This is a genomic window from Acinetobacter sp. AOR14_HL, assembly GCF_027855175.1.
GTDB classification, from domain to species: Bacteria; Pseudomonadota; Gammaproteobacteria; order Pseudomonadales; family Moraxellaceae; genus Acinetobacter; species Acinetobacter calcoaceticus.
Genome location: NZ_JAKTII010000002.1, coordinates 127,992 through 143,578, shown reverse-complemented (window position 1 = coordinate 143,578; position 15,587 = coordinate 127,992). Strand labels below are relative to the sequence as shown.

The following is a 15,587-nucleotide window of genomic DNA, read 5'->3' as shown; positions in this document are numbered from 1 at the left end:
AGGAGATGGCTGAACAGCCACAACCACTGTTGCAAACAGAAAATCCTGTATCTTCAGGGTTACAACGTTGGGTGATGATCTGTGTGATGTTGGGGACTGGCACCGTCAGTATAAACAACAGTAGTTTTAACCCCGCTATTCCTCAGTTGATGCATGATTTTCAGATTAATGAAACAGCAGTCAGCTGGGTGATGGTTATTTTTCTGCTGAGTATGAGCCTGAGTTTATTGCTCACAGGTTATTTGAGTCAGCGATTTGGTAAACGTCAGGTATATCTGACTGCGCTGATAGTCTTTGGTTTGAGCTCGCTGTATGGTGCTTTTGCAGAGCATTTTGAAACTGTACTGCTGGTTCGTGCCTTACAAGGCTTTTCAAGTGGATTAATGATCCCATTGTCTCTGGGAATTATATTTATGGTAACTCCGTCTGCGCAGCGGGGTGCTGCTACAGGGCTATGGGGTGCCATGATCATGCTGACTTTGGCATGTGGACCCATGCTGGGTGCACTGGTTTTGGTGTGGTGGAACTGGCAGGCGTTGTTTTTATTGAATGTTCCGCTGGCGATCTTTGCATTAGTGATGGGGTTAAGGTGGTTGCCGTCACAGCAGACTAATGTGAGATTGTTGCGTTTTGACTGGAGTGGTTTTGTACTGCTTGCTGTGGGTATTGTAGCGTTGCTGCTCAGCTTGAGTGGAATTCAGCAGTTGAGTGACATCCAAACGCCTGAGTTTCTGCTGTTGTTCAGTACAGGTATTGCGGCATGTTGCGGCTTTTTCTTGTTCAGTCGTAATAAGCCCAATGCTTTAATTGACTGGCAACTATTTACCAATAGGGGTTTTAACTACAGTGTCATTATTTCAGTTGTGCATACCATCGGACTGTTCATTACCTTACTCCTGATCCCACTACTGTTACAGAATACTTTAAAACTCAGTCCAGTGTGGACAGGGCTGATTCTGATGAGCAGTGCACTGACCACTAGTCTATGTAGTCAATGGGCGGGTAAATATCTCGATCAACATGGTGCCCGACAATTAATCTGTTTTGGTCTTCTGTTGACTGTTGCTGCATTTGCTGGTCTGGCATTGATTCCTGGCACACATGTTATATCCCTGATGTTTTGTATGATCTTACATGGGCTGGGATTTGGTTTGTCCTATATGCCAGCGACAACAGCAGGGTTAAATAGTCTGGAAGATCAGGAACTGGTAACTCAGGGAGCAGCTGTTAATAACTTACTGCGGCGGATCTGCGCTGCAATTGCTGTCGTGATTGCTGCGCTCTATCTGCAAATTCGTACACACAATATTTCATATTCACCAGAACTCGCAATTGCTCAAATTCATGCAATACGGGAACTGTTTTTGATCTGTGCAGGAGTGATGCTGTTGGCATTACCCGCTGCATGGAAGTTTCCGAGTCAAAAGCAAGCGGACGTTTTGGTCCAAAATCAATAAAGGTAAAAATAATGGGTAATTTACATCCAGCACTTTCTACGACCACACATTCTGTGAATGCAAGCACTTTGGCTTGGCAGCAGCCTGATCAAGCCACGATGAAAAAAGTTGAACAGCGTGTGATCAAACAATTGCTACAGGCATTGATTTATGAAGAGGTGATTCCAGCCCAGTTTGAGGATGGTGTTTTTTATATAAATGTGATCAATCCACAAGGGCAATCGGTACGTTACATAGCTGCAGGACAGCGACATCTCAGTTTTGGGCTAGTACGCATGAATGCTACAGATGTTATCCGTGAAGATTATCAGGGTCAGAAAACGGTTGCACAGTTGAATTTAGTGATTGATGAGGTTATCCGAAGTATTCCACAGGCAGCCCAGATTGATGGTTTTATCAGTGAATTGAAGCGAACTTTTATTCATGATGTGCAGTCTCAGCACTGCCAGAATGAGTATGCACTACCAGCAGCACAATATAGTTATGATGTGCTGGAAACCTATTTGATGGATGGCCATCCCTATCATCCTTGTTATAAATCCCGAGTGGGTTTTAATCTGCAGGATAATCTGAAATATGGGGTTGAATATGCACAACCTATTCATCTGGTGTGGATTGCAGTACATCAGTCCATATTTTCCCATAACGCATCCAGTCATTTAAATGCGGATGATTTTCTGCAGCAGCAGTTGACTGAACAGGATCAGCAAGAGTTTACAAAGGTTTTGGATCAGCAAAAAAATGCAGATGAGTATACTTGGTTACCCGTTCATCCATGGCAATGGGAAAATACTATTGTGCATGTGTTCTTTGAGGAAATTGCTGAACAGAAGATTGTTTATCTGGGACGAGGGGAATATGCCTATATTGCTCAGCAGTCACTGAGAACACTGACCAATTTACAACATCCTGAAAAGCCTTATATCAAAATGTCCATGAGTCTGACAAATACCTCAAGTTCACGGATATTGGCGACACATACAGCAATGAATGGGCCGCTAATTACAGATTGGCTACAGGGTTTAAAAAAGAACAGTGAAATTGCCCAAAAATTGGATTTTGATATTCTTGGTGAAGTACATGCCTCAGCAGTGGATTTTACTCGTCTGCCTGCATCACATGCCAAGCAGGCATATGGAACTATTGCCAGTCTGTGGCGTGAAAGTGTTCAGCAGTATCTAAAATCTGGTGAAGACGCTATTCCTCTGAATGGAATTGGTCATGTTCAGCAGGATGGGAAGTTACTGATCGCACCTTGGCTGGATCAGTATGGTGTGGATGCATGGGTTGGGCAATTGCTGTCTGTGGTTATTCAGCCAATTCTATATTTACTCTTTGCTGAAGGAATTGGAACTGAATCGCATGGTCAGAATATTATTTTGGTTCATCGTAATGGCTGGCCAGTACGGATCATTTTAAAGGATTTTCATGATGGAGTACGCTTCAGTCCTGATCATCTGACCCATCCAGAAGCTTTTCCGGCCTTGCATGCATTACCCGCGGAACATGCGAAAGCTAATCGCATGTCATTTATCCTCACGGATGACCTAAATGCAGTGCGGGATTTTAGTTGCGCTTGTCTATTCTTTGTTGCATTGAGTGATATCGCCATAACACTACAACAGCAGCTTGACTTTAGTGAGCAGGTCTTCTGGCAAAAAGCAGCAGATATTATTCATCATTTTCAGCAGCAATATCCTGAACACCAGTCACGCTATGCAGTGTTTGATGTCTTTGCAGAGCAATATTGTATTGAATCGCTAACCCGCCGCCGCTTATTCGGTGATGGTGATGTACAGATGCGTTATGTCAATAACCCTCTGTTCCATTTCCGTCAGCTTGTTTAGGGGAGATAAACGAATGAATACCATGGTATTTTCACCTGCTGTTTCAGGGCAGGAGATATTGATGGATTTGGTCAATAGTCTACTTGCTGAGCAATATATTTCAGAATCGGAGATCCTGACAAAGGATCAGGCTCAACGCCTATGCAGACAAAGATTTCAGCATGGCTTTGAAACACTTTTCGACAGTTATACAGCTGGGGAGCATTTTGCAGTTTTATTTAATTCTGCGCAGACTGAGTGCTTGATTCTATCGCTGAAACAGGGTTTGAAACAGCGTTGGCAGATGCATGTTGGAGCATCGATCTGTAAGCTTAGCATGGACGAAGCACAGGATTATCATGTTCAGAAACTAAGCGCATTGCAGTTATTTGACTTCATGCAGCAATTACAGTGCTTCAACTCTGCTGATACATCAAAACTGGCAGATTTTCGTGCAGATTTAAAACAGGCAATGCTGCATGCAGAATTGTCTCAGCAACATCAATTGTCCTCTTCAGAGTGGTTAACGCAGCATCCCGCAGACTTATTTATACAGCTGGAACAGTATGCCGCTTTGCGGGATCGTCCCTATCATCCTCTGGCCAAATTAAAGGACGGTTTTAGTCCCGATGAATATCAGTATTTCAGTCCTGAATTTGCTCACGATATGAATGTTCACTGGGTTGCAGTAAATAAAGAAAAGTTGGTCTATGGGAAGGATGTTACTGAGATCAGCAGGCAGCAACCTGCACGTATTTTTCTGAATGCGGAACAGTTCCTGATGTTGAAACAGGAATGTGATGAAAAAGCGCTGGGGGATGGTTATTTGGCGATTCCCCTACATGCGTGGCAGTTCAAGCATGTGCTGTCCAACAAATTTTCTGAAGAGTTGCGCCATAAGGATATTGTCCCCTTAGCGTTCCAGTCTAGCGGCTGGTACGCCAGTTCGTCACTAAGAAGCCTTCTTTCAGCGACACAGCCACAGGATAGTCTGAAATTGCCACTTGCAGTTAAATCACTGGGTTCATTGCGTTTTTTACCAATTGTAAAAATGATCAATGGGCAAAAGAATCAGCAACTGTTGCAGCTTGCTAAGCAAAAAGATGAGGTATTGAAAAGACGTCTGTGGTTATGCGATGAAAATCAATGGTGGGCTTATCTTCCAGAACAACAGGAGAATTTAACGCCAGATAATTTAATGCTGTTCAACGAACGACCGATGCATCTCGCTGCACAGCGCCGTAGAATTCCTGCTGAGTTGTTACAAGCACCTTATCAGATTATTCCTATGGCTAGCTTAGGGCAACTGATGGATGGGCAGGGATGTGTATTTGATTTGATTCTAAAATGGCAGAATTTAACTGTTACACCACAGCATATCTACAATACTTTTGCTGCATTATGCCGTGATTTCTTTGAGGTAAATTTGCGCCTGTTCCGTCTTGGTCTGATGGGCGAAATTCATGGTCAAAATATTTGTATTGTACTGGAACAGGGGCAGTTCGCTGGTTTCATGCTCCGCGACCATGATTCTGTCCGTATTTATCAGCCGTGGATGCAGCAGCAGGGCCTGCCTGATCCTGAGTACCTGAGTCCACATGATTTTCGTATTACGTTGTATCACGACAGCGTGAAAAGTTTGATTCTCTATCTGCAGACACTCGGTATACAGGTCAATCTGGCCAGTATCTTGGAAACTGTTGCAGAGTTCTATCAGGTTGACTCGGCTGATTTATGGCGCGTATTGGCTCAGCAGTTACAGCAAGCGCTGGATGATGTGCCATTTACGGATACGGCCCGCGCTGAATTAAAGCATATCCTGTTTGATAGTGAGTTGTGGCCATATAAGCAGCTGATCCGTCCGCTACTTGAGCAAGATAATCGGGTGGGAAGTATGCCAAGCAGTATGGGAACAGTGCCGAATGTATTCAGGAGTGTTGTTTAATTTCATGAATAGAGAAAACTCAGGCGTGCAGTCAAAGATTGCAGTATTGAATATTGGGTCTGATTTTAAAATGACAGAATCTGATATGCCAGTACTTAGGCAGTTGCTGGCTGAACGCCTGAATATTCAATTTGATGTGCTGCCTGTAGAGGGCCAGCAGATACTGAGTTTTACAGATCTGCTAAATCCCTCTGCATGTCTGACAGCATTAAATGATTTTGGTTCCCGTGTGGGTGCAGTGAATTTAACCTGCACTACATCCATGTTCATTAAATACTGGGCTGTTCCTCTGTTATTCCCATATTTTTATGCACTGAGTTCTGAGGAAATTGATTTGCCATGGGAAATATCCTGTATTTCCACAGTGTTGCCTCCTGACTGGTATTGGGACAGAACACTACATCTGATTAATCTGCCTCAATTACAGCATGGGGTCAGTAGAAAACAGCAATCTTTTGAAGGATATGTGCGATTTATACTGGATGACCTGCAAAAGTTATTTGATGTCCTCACCCGTATAGGGAAAGTACAGAAATTTTTGTTGTGGGAAAATACTGCATTACGAATTCTGCAATTTTACGACATGATGAACAGAAAAGGGGGGAACCAAGCTTTCCTCAGCCGTATCCAGTTTCAACGGCAGTTTTTGATAGATTTACCTGCATCTGATCTGGGCCTAAAACAGAACCCATTTTATTTACTGGATCAGAGTCGGCAGCAATCGTCCACGACCTATCAACGTAAAAAATGCTGCTTTTATTTTCAGTTACCTGAAGCACAAAAAGAATATTGTGCAAGCTGTCCATTACTGAGACAGGATGAACACAGAGGTCAATACTCATGCAAGACCAGTTAAATAATTTAATCCAGAGCTATGCAGGTATTGCCAGCTCAACCATTGGTCATGTACTGGACCAAGGGCATTTACCACAGATTCATGCGATTAACCAAATTGGGCATGCTGTGGGGCGAGTGCGTACGGCTACATTGCATTCAGTCAATGGTATGGCACTGCGTCAGGCTTTGCTGAACAGCCAACCGGGTGATGTACTGGTTATTGATGCACGTCAGTTGGAACATCGCGCCTGCTGGGGAGAACAGCGACATCGCGCTGCCATATATCATCAGCTTGCCGCTGTAATCATATTGGGTGCAGTAACGGATGTAACTGCCTTAAGAAACATGAAGGTCCCCGTTTTTGCTTTATCGGTCAGTTGTCTGACTACACGTCAGCAGGGAGAGTGTGTGGTGGAGTTTGACCAGCAAATACAGATGGGAGATACCTGTATTTCCCCTGGCGACTTAATGGTTGGAGATGCTGATGGTGTGTTTATTTTGAGTCCAGATATTGCCCGCCATCATATCGAGCAGTTTCAGCAAATGGAAATCCAAGAAAGGCAGAAACGGGACCAGTTTTTCAGCGAACATTCAGCACAGGATTATTACCACTTTACTGCATCTGCATAAAATTGAATTGAGGAAATATTTATGATGACATTATCTTCACAGCTGTTGGATGAGTTTCATTACGAGGAAAGAGGAATAGCCTATGGATTAAGGGCTGTGCAACTCCCGCAGGATTTTCCATTATTGTATAAATGGATGCATGAACCTCATGTGATTCCCCAGTGGCAGCTAAATAAACCGGAGCTTGAACTGGCAGTTTATTTTGAAAAGATGATTTGTGATGATCATCAGCGGTTATTTATTATTACGATTGAACATACTGATGTTGGTTATCTTGAGATATATGAAGCCAAGCGTGATCGGCTGGCGCTTTATTATGATGCTGATGACTCTGATCTGGGCTGGCATATTTTATTTGGTGAAAAACATGTGCTTGGGCAAGGGCATTTCAGAGCAGTTATGCGCATGATGAGTTATTTTATTTTTGAAAATTCAACTGCCAGTAGAATAGTGGGTGAGCCGGATGAAAATGTAAAATCTTATGCCTATATTGCAGAAGATATTGCTTATCAAGCGCAGAAAAAAATAAAGATGTTAGAAAAAACAGCAGTTCTATATCATTGTTATCGAAATGAATTTTACTCACGCTGTGGAAGTTATCGGCAACGTGATAGACTAAATGAATCAGAAATGAAAGTACAGTAAAATATAATAAATCAACAACTTAATTTTTTATCTCAAATAGTCAGGACCAGTTTGATATACAGCATCATTTTTCATAATCATATGCTCTTACATACCATCTTAATCCATGATCGATTAAAGAAAGAGGGGCAAGTTTTTTTTGGGAAAACCTAAATCAGACTGTTAAAAAAAGTCGAATTTTAATATCTGTATTTCTCTCTAATAGAATAAGAGAGGCTACATGAAATTGTGAAAAATTGATTGATAATTAACCGTTAAACGTGACAAATCATTAAAAAAGTCCAGACACTAGGGTTGGACTTTTTATTAAAAAATAAGGCGTATTATGTTAATTTTAGAAAATTTAGAACAGTCTCTCCCAGTTCTAAATTTAATAATTTATAGTATAACTTAGCACAAAAGTACGACCTTCGGCTGGGATTGCTAACAATGAGTTAGCATTGGTTACTGCTGCTTGTTGAGCGAATACAGTTTTATATTGATTTCCCCATAGATTATAGACACCAAAGTCCACACGACCTTTCGCCACAGGGAAATGTGCTAATACATCCATGGTTGTATAACCTTTAATCTCTGCTGCGCTATTACTATCACTCAGTCCAGCTGATTTTAACTCTAGATCGTCTTTATAAGCTTTATCAGTTCCTTTGATCGCAAGCATTTGAGCACGTACACCATAGCCTTCATTATTCCATTCAGCAAACAACGTACCTTTCATTGGTGAAACTGCAAAAGCATTTAATTCATGCCAATTATTGGCTCCATCCTTGTACTGGCCTCTTGTATAACCTAAAGTCCCACCTACCTTATAATTTTCCATGAATGGGTAACTTACTGTTGCTTCAGCCCCATAAATTCGCTGGTCGGTATCAACAACATTTACAGAACGATCCGAGTTAAATTGAACGACTTTATCAGAAGTATTATAAAAACCTGTTAGGCCCAAATTTAAACCTTTATCTTGGTTCAAGCGCCAGCCTAGTTCATAGCTATTCACAGTGATCGGAGCAATACCAGACGTAGTTAAGGTATATGCTGCAACATCACGTAATACACGTTGCACATCTGGATAACTGTAGCCTTGTGAAAAGTTAGCATAGACTTGCTGAGCATCATTGAGTTTATAGACAGCACCTAGGTTAAACAGGAATTTATCTGAATCTGTAGAGTCTGCAGCCATTAATGTATATGGCTTACGTGCAGTTAAATAGCTGTCTGTATCCGCTTGAACATATTGGTAACGCACACCAGCTTGAATATTAAGCTGATCTGTTACTGCATAGTCTCCTTGTATAAAAGTACCAATATTCTGAATTTCAGTATCTGGTCCTGAGCCTTGTTTTTCTCCAGTTGGGGTATAAACTAAACCATTATTGCTTGGTATGTAGTAGTCCGCCCACTGATGATCTTTTTCCCAGTCATAGTCTAAGCCATAAGTTAGTTTTAAATCACGGTCAGCAACCACAAGATCAGACTGTAAAGTTGAACGAATACCTGCATAATCCACATTTGATTGACTTTGCTTTACACTAACACCGTCAGCTGAATAACCATAAGGTACAAAGCGTGACTTCTCCTTTCGATAGTAAGCTTCCACATTCAGAACTTGACCTAAGAAATCCTGATTTTGGTACTGTGTATTAAAAGCATAACGTTCAGTAAACGGCTGATTATCTAAGCTCCAACCTTTGACAGCTTTGTAGGATGGATCTGTTTTTGTGAGTAAATAAGAATAATCAGGTCCATATTCTGTATCTTGCTCATCTTTATAATACTGAGCACCAAAACTAAGAGTCTGATTATCTGTTAAATTAAAGTTAACACGACCATTCACATCAATGGTGTCGGTATCCATAGTGCTACCCTGCCAAGGGCTTAATGAAATACGATCCCCATTACCATCAAATTGAGAACCTCGATTGGTATAGTCTATGCCAAGAAAACCGTCGACTTTATCATTTGAAAATGAAGCCGTTTGGCCAACTTGATAAGCCAGACTATCACCGCGGAAATTATCGGCCGATGTCACACCTAATTTTGTTTGAAAGCTAACAGGCTTAGACTTGTCAGCACGTTTGGTAATAATATTAATAATTCCGCCAGTCGCACCTGAACCATAGATACTGGTCGCACCTGAAACTACCTCAATATGATCAATCATATTTGGGCTAATACTATTCAACTGACGTGCTACATCACGTGAGCCCGTTTGTGATACGCCATCAATCATCACCAGTACATTACGTCCACGCATAGTTTGACCATAATTACTACTCGTTCCACTGCTTGGTGCTAAAGATGGAATTAGTTGTGCCAAAACATCTGCAACTTTACGACCTGGACCAGCCTGTTGCGCAATTTCATCAGCAGAAATGGTTTGAACTGTTCCCGCAATTTCAGAAATGCTTTTGGGTGTACGTGTCGCTGTTATCACAATTGTCGGAAGTTTAGCTTCAGCATTTTGTGATTCAGTAGTTGTTTTAATTGAACCATCGGCATAAAGATGGGTACAAATTGCTGTTGTAAGGAAGCAAAGACTGAAGTGTGACAAGCGCATTGTTATTCCCAATTAGTAAGTATTAATATTGATGCAAATAGTATTCATTATCATTACAGATGTAAATAGTAGTCATTACTATTATGGATATAAAATCTTTATTGGTTATTTAACATGGTAAGCCCCCCTAAAAATACAGGGTTATGCGATTATGGACGCCCTAGTGAATTTTCCAGCTTATAAGGGGCGAGTGGATTTTGGAATTTATAACGTGTGGAATAAAGACTATCGCACGGTTTATAGCCAGCAGTCAGAAATTACCTTCTCACCTGTGTCTAGTATGCGGGCACAAGGGCATACCTTTGGTTTGAGTTATACTTTTAATTATTAATTGATTTTAGCTAAAAGCTGGTGCTGAGTGTTTAATTTTCACTTATCACCAGCTTTTTTATTATTGATATAATTCAAATTTTTAACTGGATGTAAGTATCGCCATGATCATGGTTCAAAGCTGTTTAGTTTCCCCAAATCTCAGCAACTACTACGATTCACAAGCCAAATAATTTACAGCCACGTCAACAGTACGAAATGCACATGTTGGCTATTAGTTTGAATTGTAAGAATGATTAAGAGAGGGGATTTTGATCAAGTGTCAGTTATTGATATGAAAATGTCTGAAAATGATACGTTTAGATGGATATGATCATGTCCATAAGCGCTATATTTTAAATGGATCAATTGAGTCCAAAAAGTATAGTAATGCGTGTTTCGCATTTTGTCTTATGGGTCTTTCAAGCTGTCTTTTATATAAAAGACAGCTTTTTTTTGTTGATTGATAGGGCCTGTTAGACGAAATTAAGCTGCTTAGCTTGTTCATAAGCCGCAAGATTGATGCATTTATGACCCAGTGCGTTGATTTGCGTTTGGTCTAGTTGAAGGTCATCCCACTTCTGCATTTGCTGAAAGAGCCAATAAAAGTCTTCTACTTTCGGAAGAGCGCTTTCTTTTACCAAATGACGGACAATATTCTGAATCATATAGTATTTGTCGACATGCACTTCTTCTGAGCAATGAAAACGAACAATTCCAAATTCGACCAATAATTTTAAAATTGGAGCAAAGTCTTCTAGTTCGCTAAGTTCTTGCTGAGCTTTCATAATTGCAGCGGTGAGTGCAACCAGCGTTTGTGGATGCTGTTCAGCCCATTCCTGCGTTACGGCTAAAACCTTGTCAGCCACAGGTGGAATAATGTTCTGGCTTGAGCAAATCATTTTACTTAAACCAAGAAGCTCGCCCTGAGTATTCCAAGGTTCTCCGACACAGAAACCATCAATCACATGCTTATCTAGTGCTTCGACCATATAAGGTGGTGGTAAGGTTTTGAGCTGAATCGATTGAGCGAGTTCAGGGTTTGCTAAAGCTAACCATTCTCTTAAACAATAATGATGAATGGAGTGCTTAAATACATGTGCTAAAGAAAGGGAATGACCTTGTTCAATGTAATGCACCACTTTTTGCGCCGTTACTTGAGCTGTATCATTTTCTTGAAGTTTAAGTTGATGTGTTAATTTTTGGCTTAAGCTGATAAATGCACGATTTTCACTCAAAACTAGCGATGTTTGCAGTGGCGTACCAATCTGATCTGATCCTACTGCGGCTGCAGGTAACATTGCAGATAAGCAATGGGCTGCATCTAATAAACCAAAAGCAAGGCGGTCGCGAAGACTTGCCCATGAAGCTTCTTTGACTAAAGTAACATCGAGCCCTACTTCGTCAAAGAAACCTCTTTGTTTAGCCCAAAGCAGTGCAAGACAATCAAGCAAAGGAATATAGCCGAGTTGTAATTGAGTCTTTTCTAATGTGCTCATTTATTCATCCTTTAGTTGATTGCCAAGTAATTTTTGGGCGTCAAGTAAACGCCGTGCCATTTCCCCAATCGTAATGCGGTGGCTCATGGCATTTTTTCTGAGCAGCTGGAATGCTGTATCTTCAGGAAGGCCATGGAGTTGCATAAGTAAAACTTTGGCTTTTTCAACATCTTTACGATCAGCGAGTTTAGTTTGAGCATCTTTTAAATCTCCTTCGAGCTTTTTGTGTTTTTTATATTGCTCAATGGAGATTTCTAAAATGGTATGTAAGCGGGCAGGGTCTATGCCATCAACAATATAAGCAGTCACCCCCGCATCTATGGCTTGTTTGATTGTGTCTTTATCTGAATTTTTCGTGAACAGAACGGTAGGAAGGTCATAGCTACTGACACAGCTTTCAATAATGTCACGGTGAGGATGGTCCATATCAAGCAAGATCACATCAGCTTGTAAATGTTCGAGGCGAAAGATATTCAAGTGGTCCAAAGTAAGGCAAGCGACCACTTCAAAATCATTTTCAAGCAGACTTTTTCTTATATAGTCGGCTCGCGCATGATCATCATCAATAAGGGCTATTTTGAGTTTTGGCATAAGTTCAGAAAATCAGGCTAAGAAAATGCGCCAATTCGACGCGTTTTTTGTTATCAGTTTTTTAAGCAAGATTAGTGCCATCGAAAACTAAAGAAAAAATCAAGCTTTAATGGCACTTTAGCATGCCAAAGCATGGGTCTGATCAATCTTGGTGCAAAAATACGATTCATTTTGTAGCAAGGCGTATTTTTATTTAAACCATATAAGTGTGCAGTGATAGAGCACGCAAAATAAGACGTAATTCTTTATGTGCACATTAAAAGTAATTATCTATATGAAATTAAAGATAAAAAATATTATCTTATTAAGTTTTTAAAATATTGGCATGCAAAGTGCTTACTTAATTACAGGTCGAAGACGACCATGAGTTTTAAAGACGGCCAACGATGTCCGTTCTGATCGAGTTTGTGAGTGCAACCGTACACACAAAGAAGTTACGTTCAGTCGGAGTGAAGGTCATGTCTTTATTTTTATTGCATAAAAAAGTTACATCTGAATTATTTAAATTTTCAGTTCCAGCGATGCGAGCCTTCTCTATGAGGGGGCTCGCTTTTTTTATTTCTTTTTATGACTTTGCTGTGCATTGGGCGTTGTCAACGAGTGAAAAAAATTGGTTTCAAGCAGCTACATGCTTCGTGATGTTGATTCGCTTCTCGGTAGAGCACAAAGCAAAAGAACAACGTCTATTTGAGAACGCAATAACGCAGCTTAAAAGCAACGTGATTTGAGGAGAAACACTATGAAATTGGTAATGATTGGTCATGGTATGGTGGGCCACAAATTCATCGAAGCCATTTTAGAAAAAGCAGATGATGAACTGGAAATCACTATCCTCGCGGAAGAACCTCGTATCGCGTATGACCGCGTACATTTGACTGAATATTTTTCGGGGAAATCGGCAAAAGATTTATCTTTAGCTCGTTTTGACTTTGCTGATGCTCATGGCATAGACCTGCGTTTAAATACAAAAGCAACTGCAATTGATACTGCTGCACAAACAATAACAACCAATCATGGCGATGTGATTAGCTATGACAAATTGGTGTTGGCAACAGGTTCGTATGCATTCGTTCCTCCAATTTCGGGTAATGACCGTGAAAACTGCTTTGTTTACCGTACCATTGAAGACTTAGATGCCATCCGTGCAGCGAGCTTGAACGCTAAAACTGGTGTGGTGATTGGCGGTGGTTTGCTCGGTCTTGAGGCAGCCAAAGCATTACGTGACCTAGATTTAGAGACACATGTTGTTGAGTTTGCTCCACGTTTGATGGCAGTTCAAATTGATGACTTGGGTGGTAAAGTTCTACGCCGTAAAATTGAAGATTTAGGTGTAAAAGTTCACACGCAAAAAGCCACTCAATGCATTGAATGCGGTGATAGCACAACGCATGTCATGAAGTTTGCTGATGGTAGTGAACTTGAAGCAGATATCATTTTATTCTCGGCAGGCATTCGCCCACGTGATGAGTTAGCACGTAATAGTGGTCTGGCGATTGGTGAGCGTGGCGGTATCGTGATTAATGATTACTGCCAAACTTCAGATAGCAACATTTACGCAATTGGTGAATGTGCACTTTGGCAAAACAAAATCTACGGTTTGGTTGCACCGGGCTATGACATGGCACGTATTGCAGCTAAACATGTGCTAGATGAAGAGTGTAATTCTTTTGCTGGTGCGGACATGAGCACCAAGTTGAAATTGATGGGTGTTGATGTTGCATCTGTAGGTGACGCACATGCAATGACTCCGGGTGCATTAAGCTACTTCTATACAGATGAGCATGCACTGGTTTATAAAAAGATTGTTGTAAATGCAGACAAAACTAAATTGCTTGGTGCAGTTTTAGTGGGCGATGCCAAAGAATATAACGACCTTTTACAAATGATGTTAAACGGTCTGGATTTACCGGAAGTACCTGAAAGTTTAATCATGCCGGGCTTTGAGCAATCAGCAGGTAAATCTGGTGGTAGCGGTGTAGATTTACTTCCAGATAGCGCAACGATCTGTTCATGTAACAACGTATCGAAAGCGGACATTTGCCAAGCAATTAGCGATGGCTCGACTTCTTTAGGTGCACTGAAGAAATGCACCAAAGCAGCAACTGCATGTGGTGGTTGTGCACCATTAGTGACTCAAGTATTGAAATCTGAGTTGCAACGTCAAGGTGTGACCGTTAACAACCACATTTGCGAACACTTCCCGTACTCACGTCAAGAGTTGTATCACTTGGTTCGTGTTAATGAAATCAAAACATTTGATGATTTGATTGATCAACATGGTCATGGTTTAGGGTGTGATATCTGTAAACCTGCTGCTGCAAATATTTTGGCATCTTGCTGGAATGACTTCGTACTTGAACCAAGTCATGCCGGTCTGCAAGACAGTAACGACTACTACTTGGGTAACATCCAAAAAGATGGTTCTTACTCGGTCGTACCACGTATGGCTGGCGGTGAAGTGACTCCGGATGGTTTAATTGCCATTGGTCAAATTGCCAAGAAATATAACCTCTATACCAAAATCACTGGTGGTCAACGTGTCGATATGTTCGGTGCACAAGTTCATGAGCTTCCATTCATTTGGGAAGAATTGAATGCTGCTGGTTTTGAATCGGGTCATGCATACGGTAAGTCATTACGTACCGTGAAATCTTGTGTCGGTAGTACTTGGTGTCGTTATGGTGTAGACAACTCAGTTGGTTTAGCGATTGAACTAGAAAACCGCTACAAAGGTTTACGTTCACCACATAAATTAAAAATGGCGGTGTCTGGCTGTACACGTGAGTGTGCGGAAGCGCAAGGTAAAGACGTGGGTATTATCGCGACTGAAAAAGGCTGGAACCTTTACGTGTGTGGTAATGGGGGTATGAAACCGCGTCATGCAGAATTGCTTGCATCTGACCTCGATAAAGAAACATTGATTCGTTATATCGATCGTTTCTATATGTTCTACATCCAAACCGCAGACCGTTTACAACGTACCAGCGTATGGCGCGACAACATGGAAGGTGGTTTGGACTACCTTAAATCTGTGGTGGTTGATGATTCTCTTGGGTTGGCTGCTGAGCTTGAGCGCCGTATGGAACATGTGATTGGTACATATCAAGATGAATGGCGTACTGCGGTAGAAAATCCTGAAGTTCGTAAACGCTTCCAAACTTATATCAATGCAAGTGCAAATGAACAGGCCGATCCACACATTCAATTTACGACTGAACGTGGCCAAATCCGACCATTAACAGACGTTGAGCGTTCAGAAGACCGTATTCCAATGGTTGAAGCATAAGCAGG

Annotated in this window: 12 protein-coding genes and 1 pseudogene; 10 read left to right on the top strand and 3 right to left on the bottom strand. The window is 41.3% G+C overall.

What is annotated here, in order from left to right:
- Window positions 1–5: 5 nt before the first annotated feature.
- Genes MKL38_RS00870 through MKL38_RS00845 form a run of 6 tightly spaced genes read left to right on the top strand, consistent with a single transcriptional unit; the run spans window position 6 to window position 7,340 of the window.
- Window positions 6–1,457, top strand: coding sequence for a DHA2 family efflux MFS transporter permease subunit (locus MKL38_RS00870; protein ID WP_017392190.1), 1,452 nt, complete (start codon window positions 6–8; stop codon window positions 1,455–1,457).
- 11 nt (window positions 1,458–1,468) lie between these two features.
- Complete coding sequence (locus MKL38_RS00865) at window positions 1,469–3,304, top strand: IucA/IucC family protein (RefSeq protein ID WP_270902228.1); 1,836 nt, start codon at window positions 1,469–1,471, stop codon at window positions 3,302–3,304.
- Between the two features lie 13 nt (window positions 3,305–3,317).
- The gene (locus MKL38_RS00860; protein WP_270902227.1) at window positions 3,318–5,228 is read left to right on the top strand and encodes an IucA/IucC family protein; all 1,911 of its coding nucleotides are present in this window, start codon (window positions 3,318–3,320) and stop codon (window positions 5,226–5,228) included.
- The gene (locus MKL38_RS00855) at window positions 5,206–6,084 is read left to right on the top strand and encodes a (2Fe-2S)-binding protein (protein WP_333724263.1); all 879 of its coding nucleotides are present in this window, start codon (window positions 5,206–5,208) and stop codon (window positions 6,082–6,084) included. The genes MKL38_RS00860 and MKL38_RS00855 overlap by 23 nt, the downstream gene beginning before the upstream one ends.
- Window positions 6,069–6,695: an RraA family protein gene (locus MKL38_RS00850; RefSeq protein WP_270902225.1), complete on the top strand. Its 627-nt coding sequence runs from the start codon at window positions 6,069–6,071 to the stop codon at window positions 6,693–6,695. The genes MKL38_RS00855 and MKL38_RS00850 overlap by 16 nt, the downstream gene beginning before the upstream one ends.
- Before the next feature lie 21 nt (window positions 6,696–6,716).
- Window positions 6,717–7,340 carry a GNAT family N-acetyltransferase gene (locus tag MKL38_RS00845; RefSeq protein WP_270902224.1) on the top strand — a complete coding sequence of 208 codons (624 nt, stop codon included), beginning with the start codon at window positions 6,717–6,719 and terminating at the stop codon, window positions 7,338–7,340.
- Between the two features lie 370 nt (window positions 7,341–7,710).
- On the opposite strand, the gene MKL38_RS00840 is transcribed toward MKL38_RS00845, so the two are convergent.
- Window positions 7,711–9,897 (bottom strand): TonB-dependent receptor, encoded by a 2,187-nt coding sequence (locus MKL38_RS00840; protein ID WP_270902223.1) that lies wholly within the window; start codon window positions 9,895–9,897, stop codon window positions 7,711–7,713.
- 130 nt (window positions 9,898–10,027) lie between these two features.
- Between MKL38_RS00840 and MKL38_RS00835 the strand changes: the two are divergent.
- Window positions 10,028–10,228: pseudogene (locus MKL38_RS00835) on the top strand (hypothetical protein); the annotation flags it as partial.
- Window positions 10,229–10,566: 338 nt separating this feature from the next.
- Entirely contained in the window at window positions 10,567–10,686 is a 120-nt protein-coding gene (locus tag MKL38_RS00830) for a hypothetical protein (protein ID WP_080632082.1), read from the top strand.
- Here the strand turns inward: MKL38_RS00830 and MKL38_RS00825 are convergent.
- Both MKL38_RS00825 and MKL38_RS00820 read right to left on the bottom strand, forming a co-directional pair.
- The gene (locus tag MKL38_RS00825) at window positions 10,683–11,705 is read right to left on the bottom strand and encodes an ABC transporter substrate-binding protein (protein WP_270902222.1); all 1,023 of its coding nucleotides are present in this window, start codon (window positions 11,703–11,705) and stop codon (window positions 10,683–10,685) included. The two genes, MKL38_RS00830 and MKL38_RS00825, sit on opposite strands and share 4 nt — an antisense overlap.
- Window positions 11,706–12,296: an ANTAR domain-containing response regulator gene (locus MKL38_RS00820; protein ID WP_003652246.1), complete on the bottom strand. Its 591-nt coding sequence runs from the start codon at window positions 12,294–12,296 to the stop codon at window positions 11,706–11,708.
- A 386-nt stretch (window positions 12,297–12,682) separates the two neighbouring features.
- On the opposite strand from MKL38_RS00820, the gene MKL38_RS00815 reads away from it, so the two are divergent.
- Window positions 12,683–13,024, top strand: a complete 342-nt coding sequence (locus tag MKL38_RS00815; protein WP_132069403.1) for a hypothetical protein — start codon at window positions 12,683–12,685, stop codon at window positions 13,022–13,024.
- An 11-nt stretch (window positions 13,025–13,035) separates the two neighbouring features.
- Window positions 13,036–15,582: a nitrite reductase large subunit NirB gene (gene nirB / locus MKL38_RS00810; RefSeq protein WP_270902221.1), complete on the top strand. Its 2,547-nt coding sequence runs from the start codon at window positions 13,036–13,038 to the stop codon at window positions 15,580–15,582.
- The last annotated feature ends 5 nt before the right edge of the window (window positions 15,583–15,587 follow it).

Excerpts from the sequence above, each read along its gene's own strand:
- MKL38_RS00870 (WP_017392190.1), top strand. The coding sequence starts at position 6 with ATGGCTGAACAGCCACAACCACTGTTGCAAACAGAAAATCCTGTATCT.
- MKL38_RS00865 (WP_270902228.1), top strand. The coding sequence starts at position 1,469 with ATGGGTAATTTACATCCAGCACTTTCTACGACCACACATTCTGTGAAT.
- MKL38_RS00860 (WP_270902227.1), top strand. The coding sequence starts at position 3,318 with ATGAATACCATGGTATTTTCACCTGCTGTTTCAGGGCAGGAGATATTG.
- MKL38_RS00855 (WP_333724263.1), top strand. The coding sequence starts at position 5,206 with ATGTATTCAGGAGTGTTGTTTAATTTCATGAATAGAGAAAACTCAGGC.
- MKL38_RS00850 (WP_270902225.1), top strand. The coding sequence starts at position 6,069 with ATGCAAGACCAGTTAAATAATTTAATCCAGAGCTATGCAGGTATTGCC.
- MKL38_RS00845 (WP_270902224.1), top strand. The coding sequence starts at position 6,717 with ATGATGACATTATCTTCACAGCTGTTGGATGAGTTTCATTACGAGGAA.
- MKL38_RS00840 (WP_270902223.1), bottom strand. The coding sequence starts at position 9,897 with ATGCGCTTGTCACACTTCAGTCTTTGCTTCCTTACAACAGCAATTTGT.
- MKL38_RS00830 (WP_080632082.1), top strand. The coding sequence starts at position 10,567 with ATGGATCAATTGAGTCCAAAAAGTATAGTAATGCGTGTTTCGCATTTT.
- MKL38_RS00825 (WP_270902222.1), bottom strand. The coding sequence starts at position 11,705 with ATGAGCACATTAGAAAAGACTCAATTACAACTCGGCTATATTCCTTTG.
- MKL38_RS00820 (WP_003652246.1), bottom strand. The coding sequence starts at position 12,296 with ATGCCAAAACTCAAAATAGCCCTTATTGATGATGATCATGCGCGAGCC.
- MKL38_RS00815 (WP_132069403.1), top strand. The coding sequence starts at position 12,683 with ATGTCCGTTCTGATCGAGTTTGTGAGTGCAACCGTACACACAAAGAAG.
- nirB (WP_270902221.1), top strand. The coding sequence starts at position 13,036 with ATGAAATTGGTAATGATTGGTCATGGTATGGTGGGCCACAAATTCATC.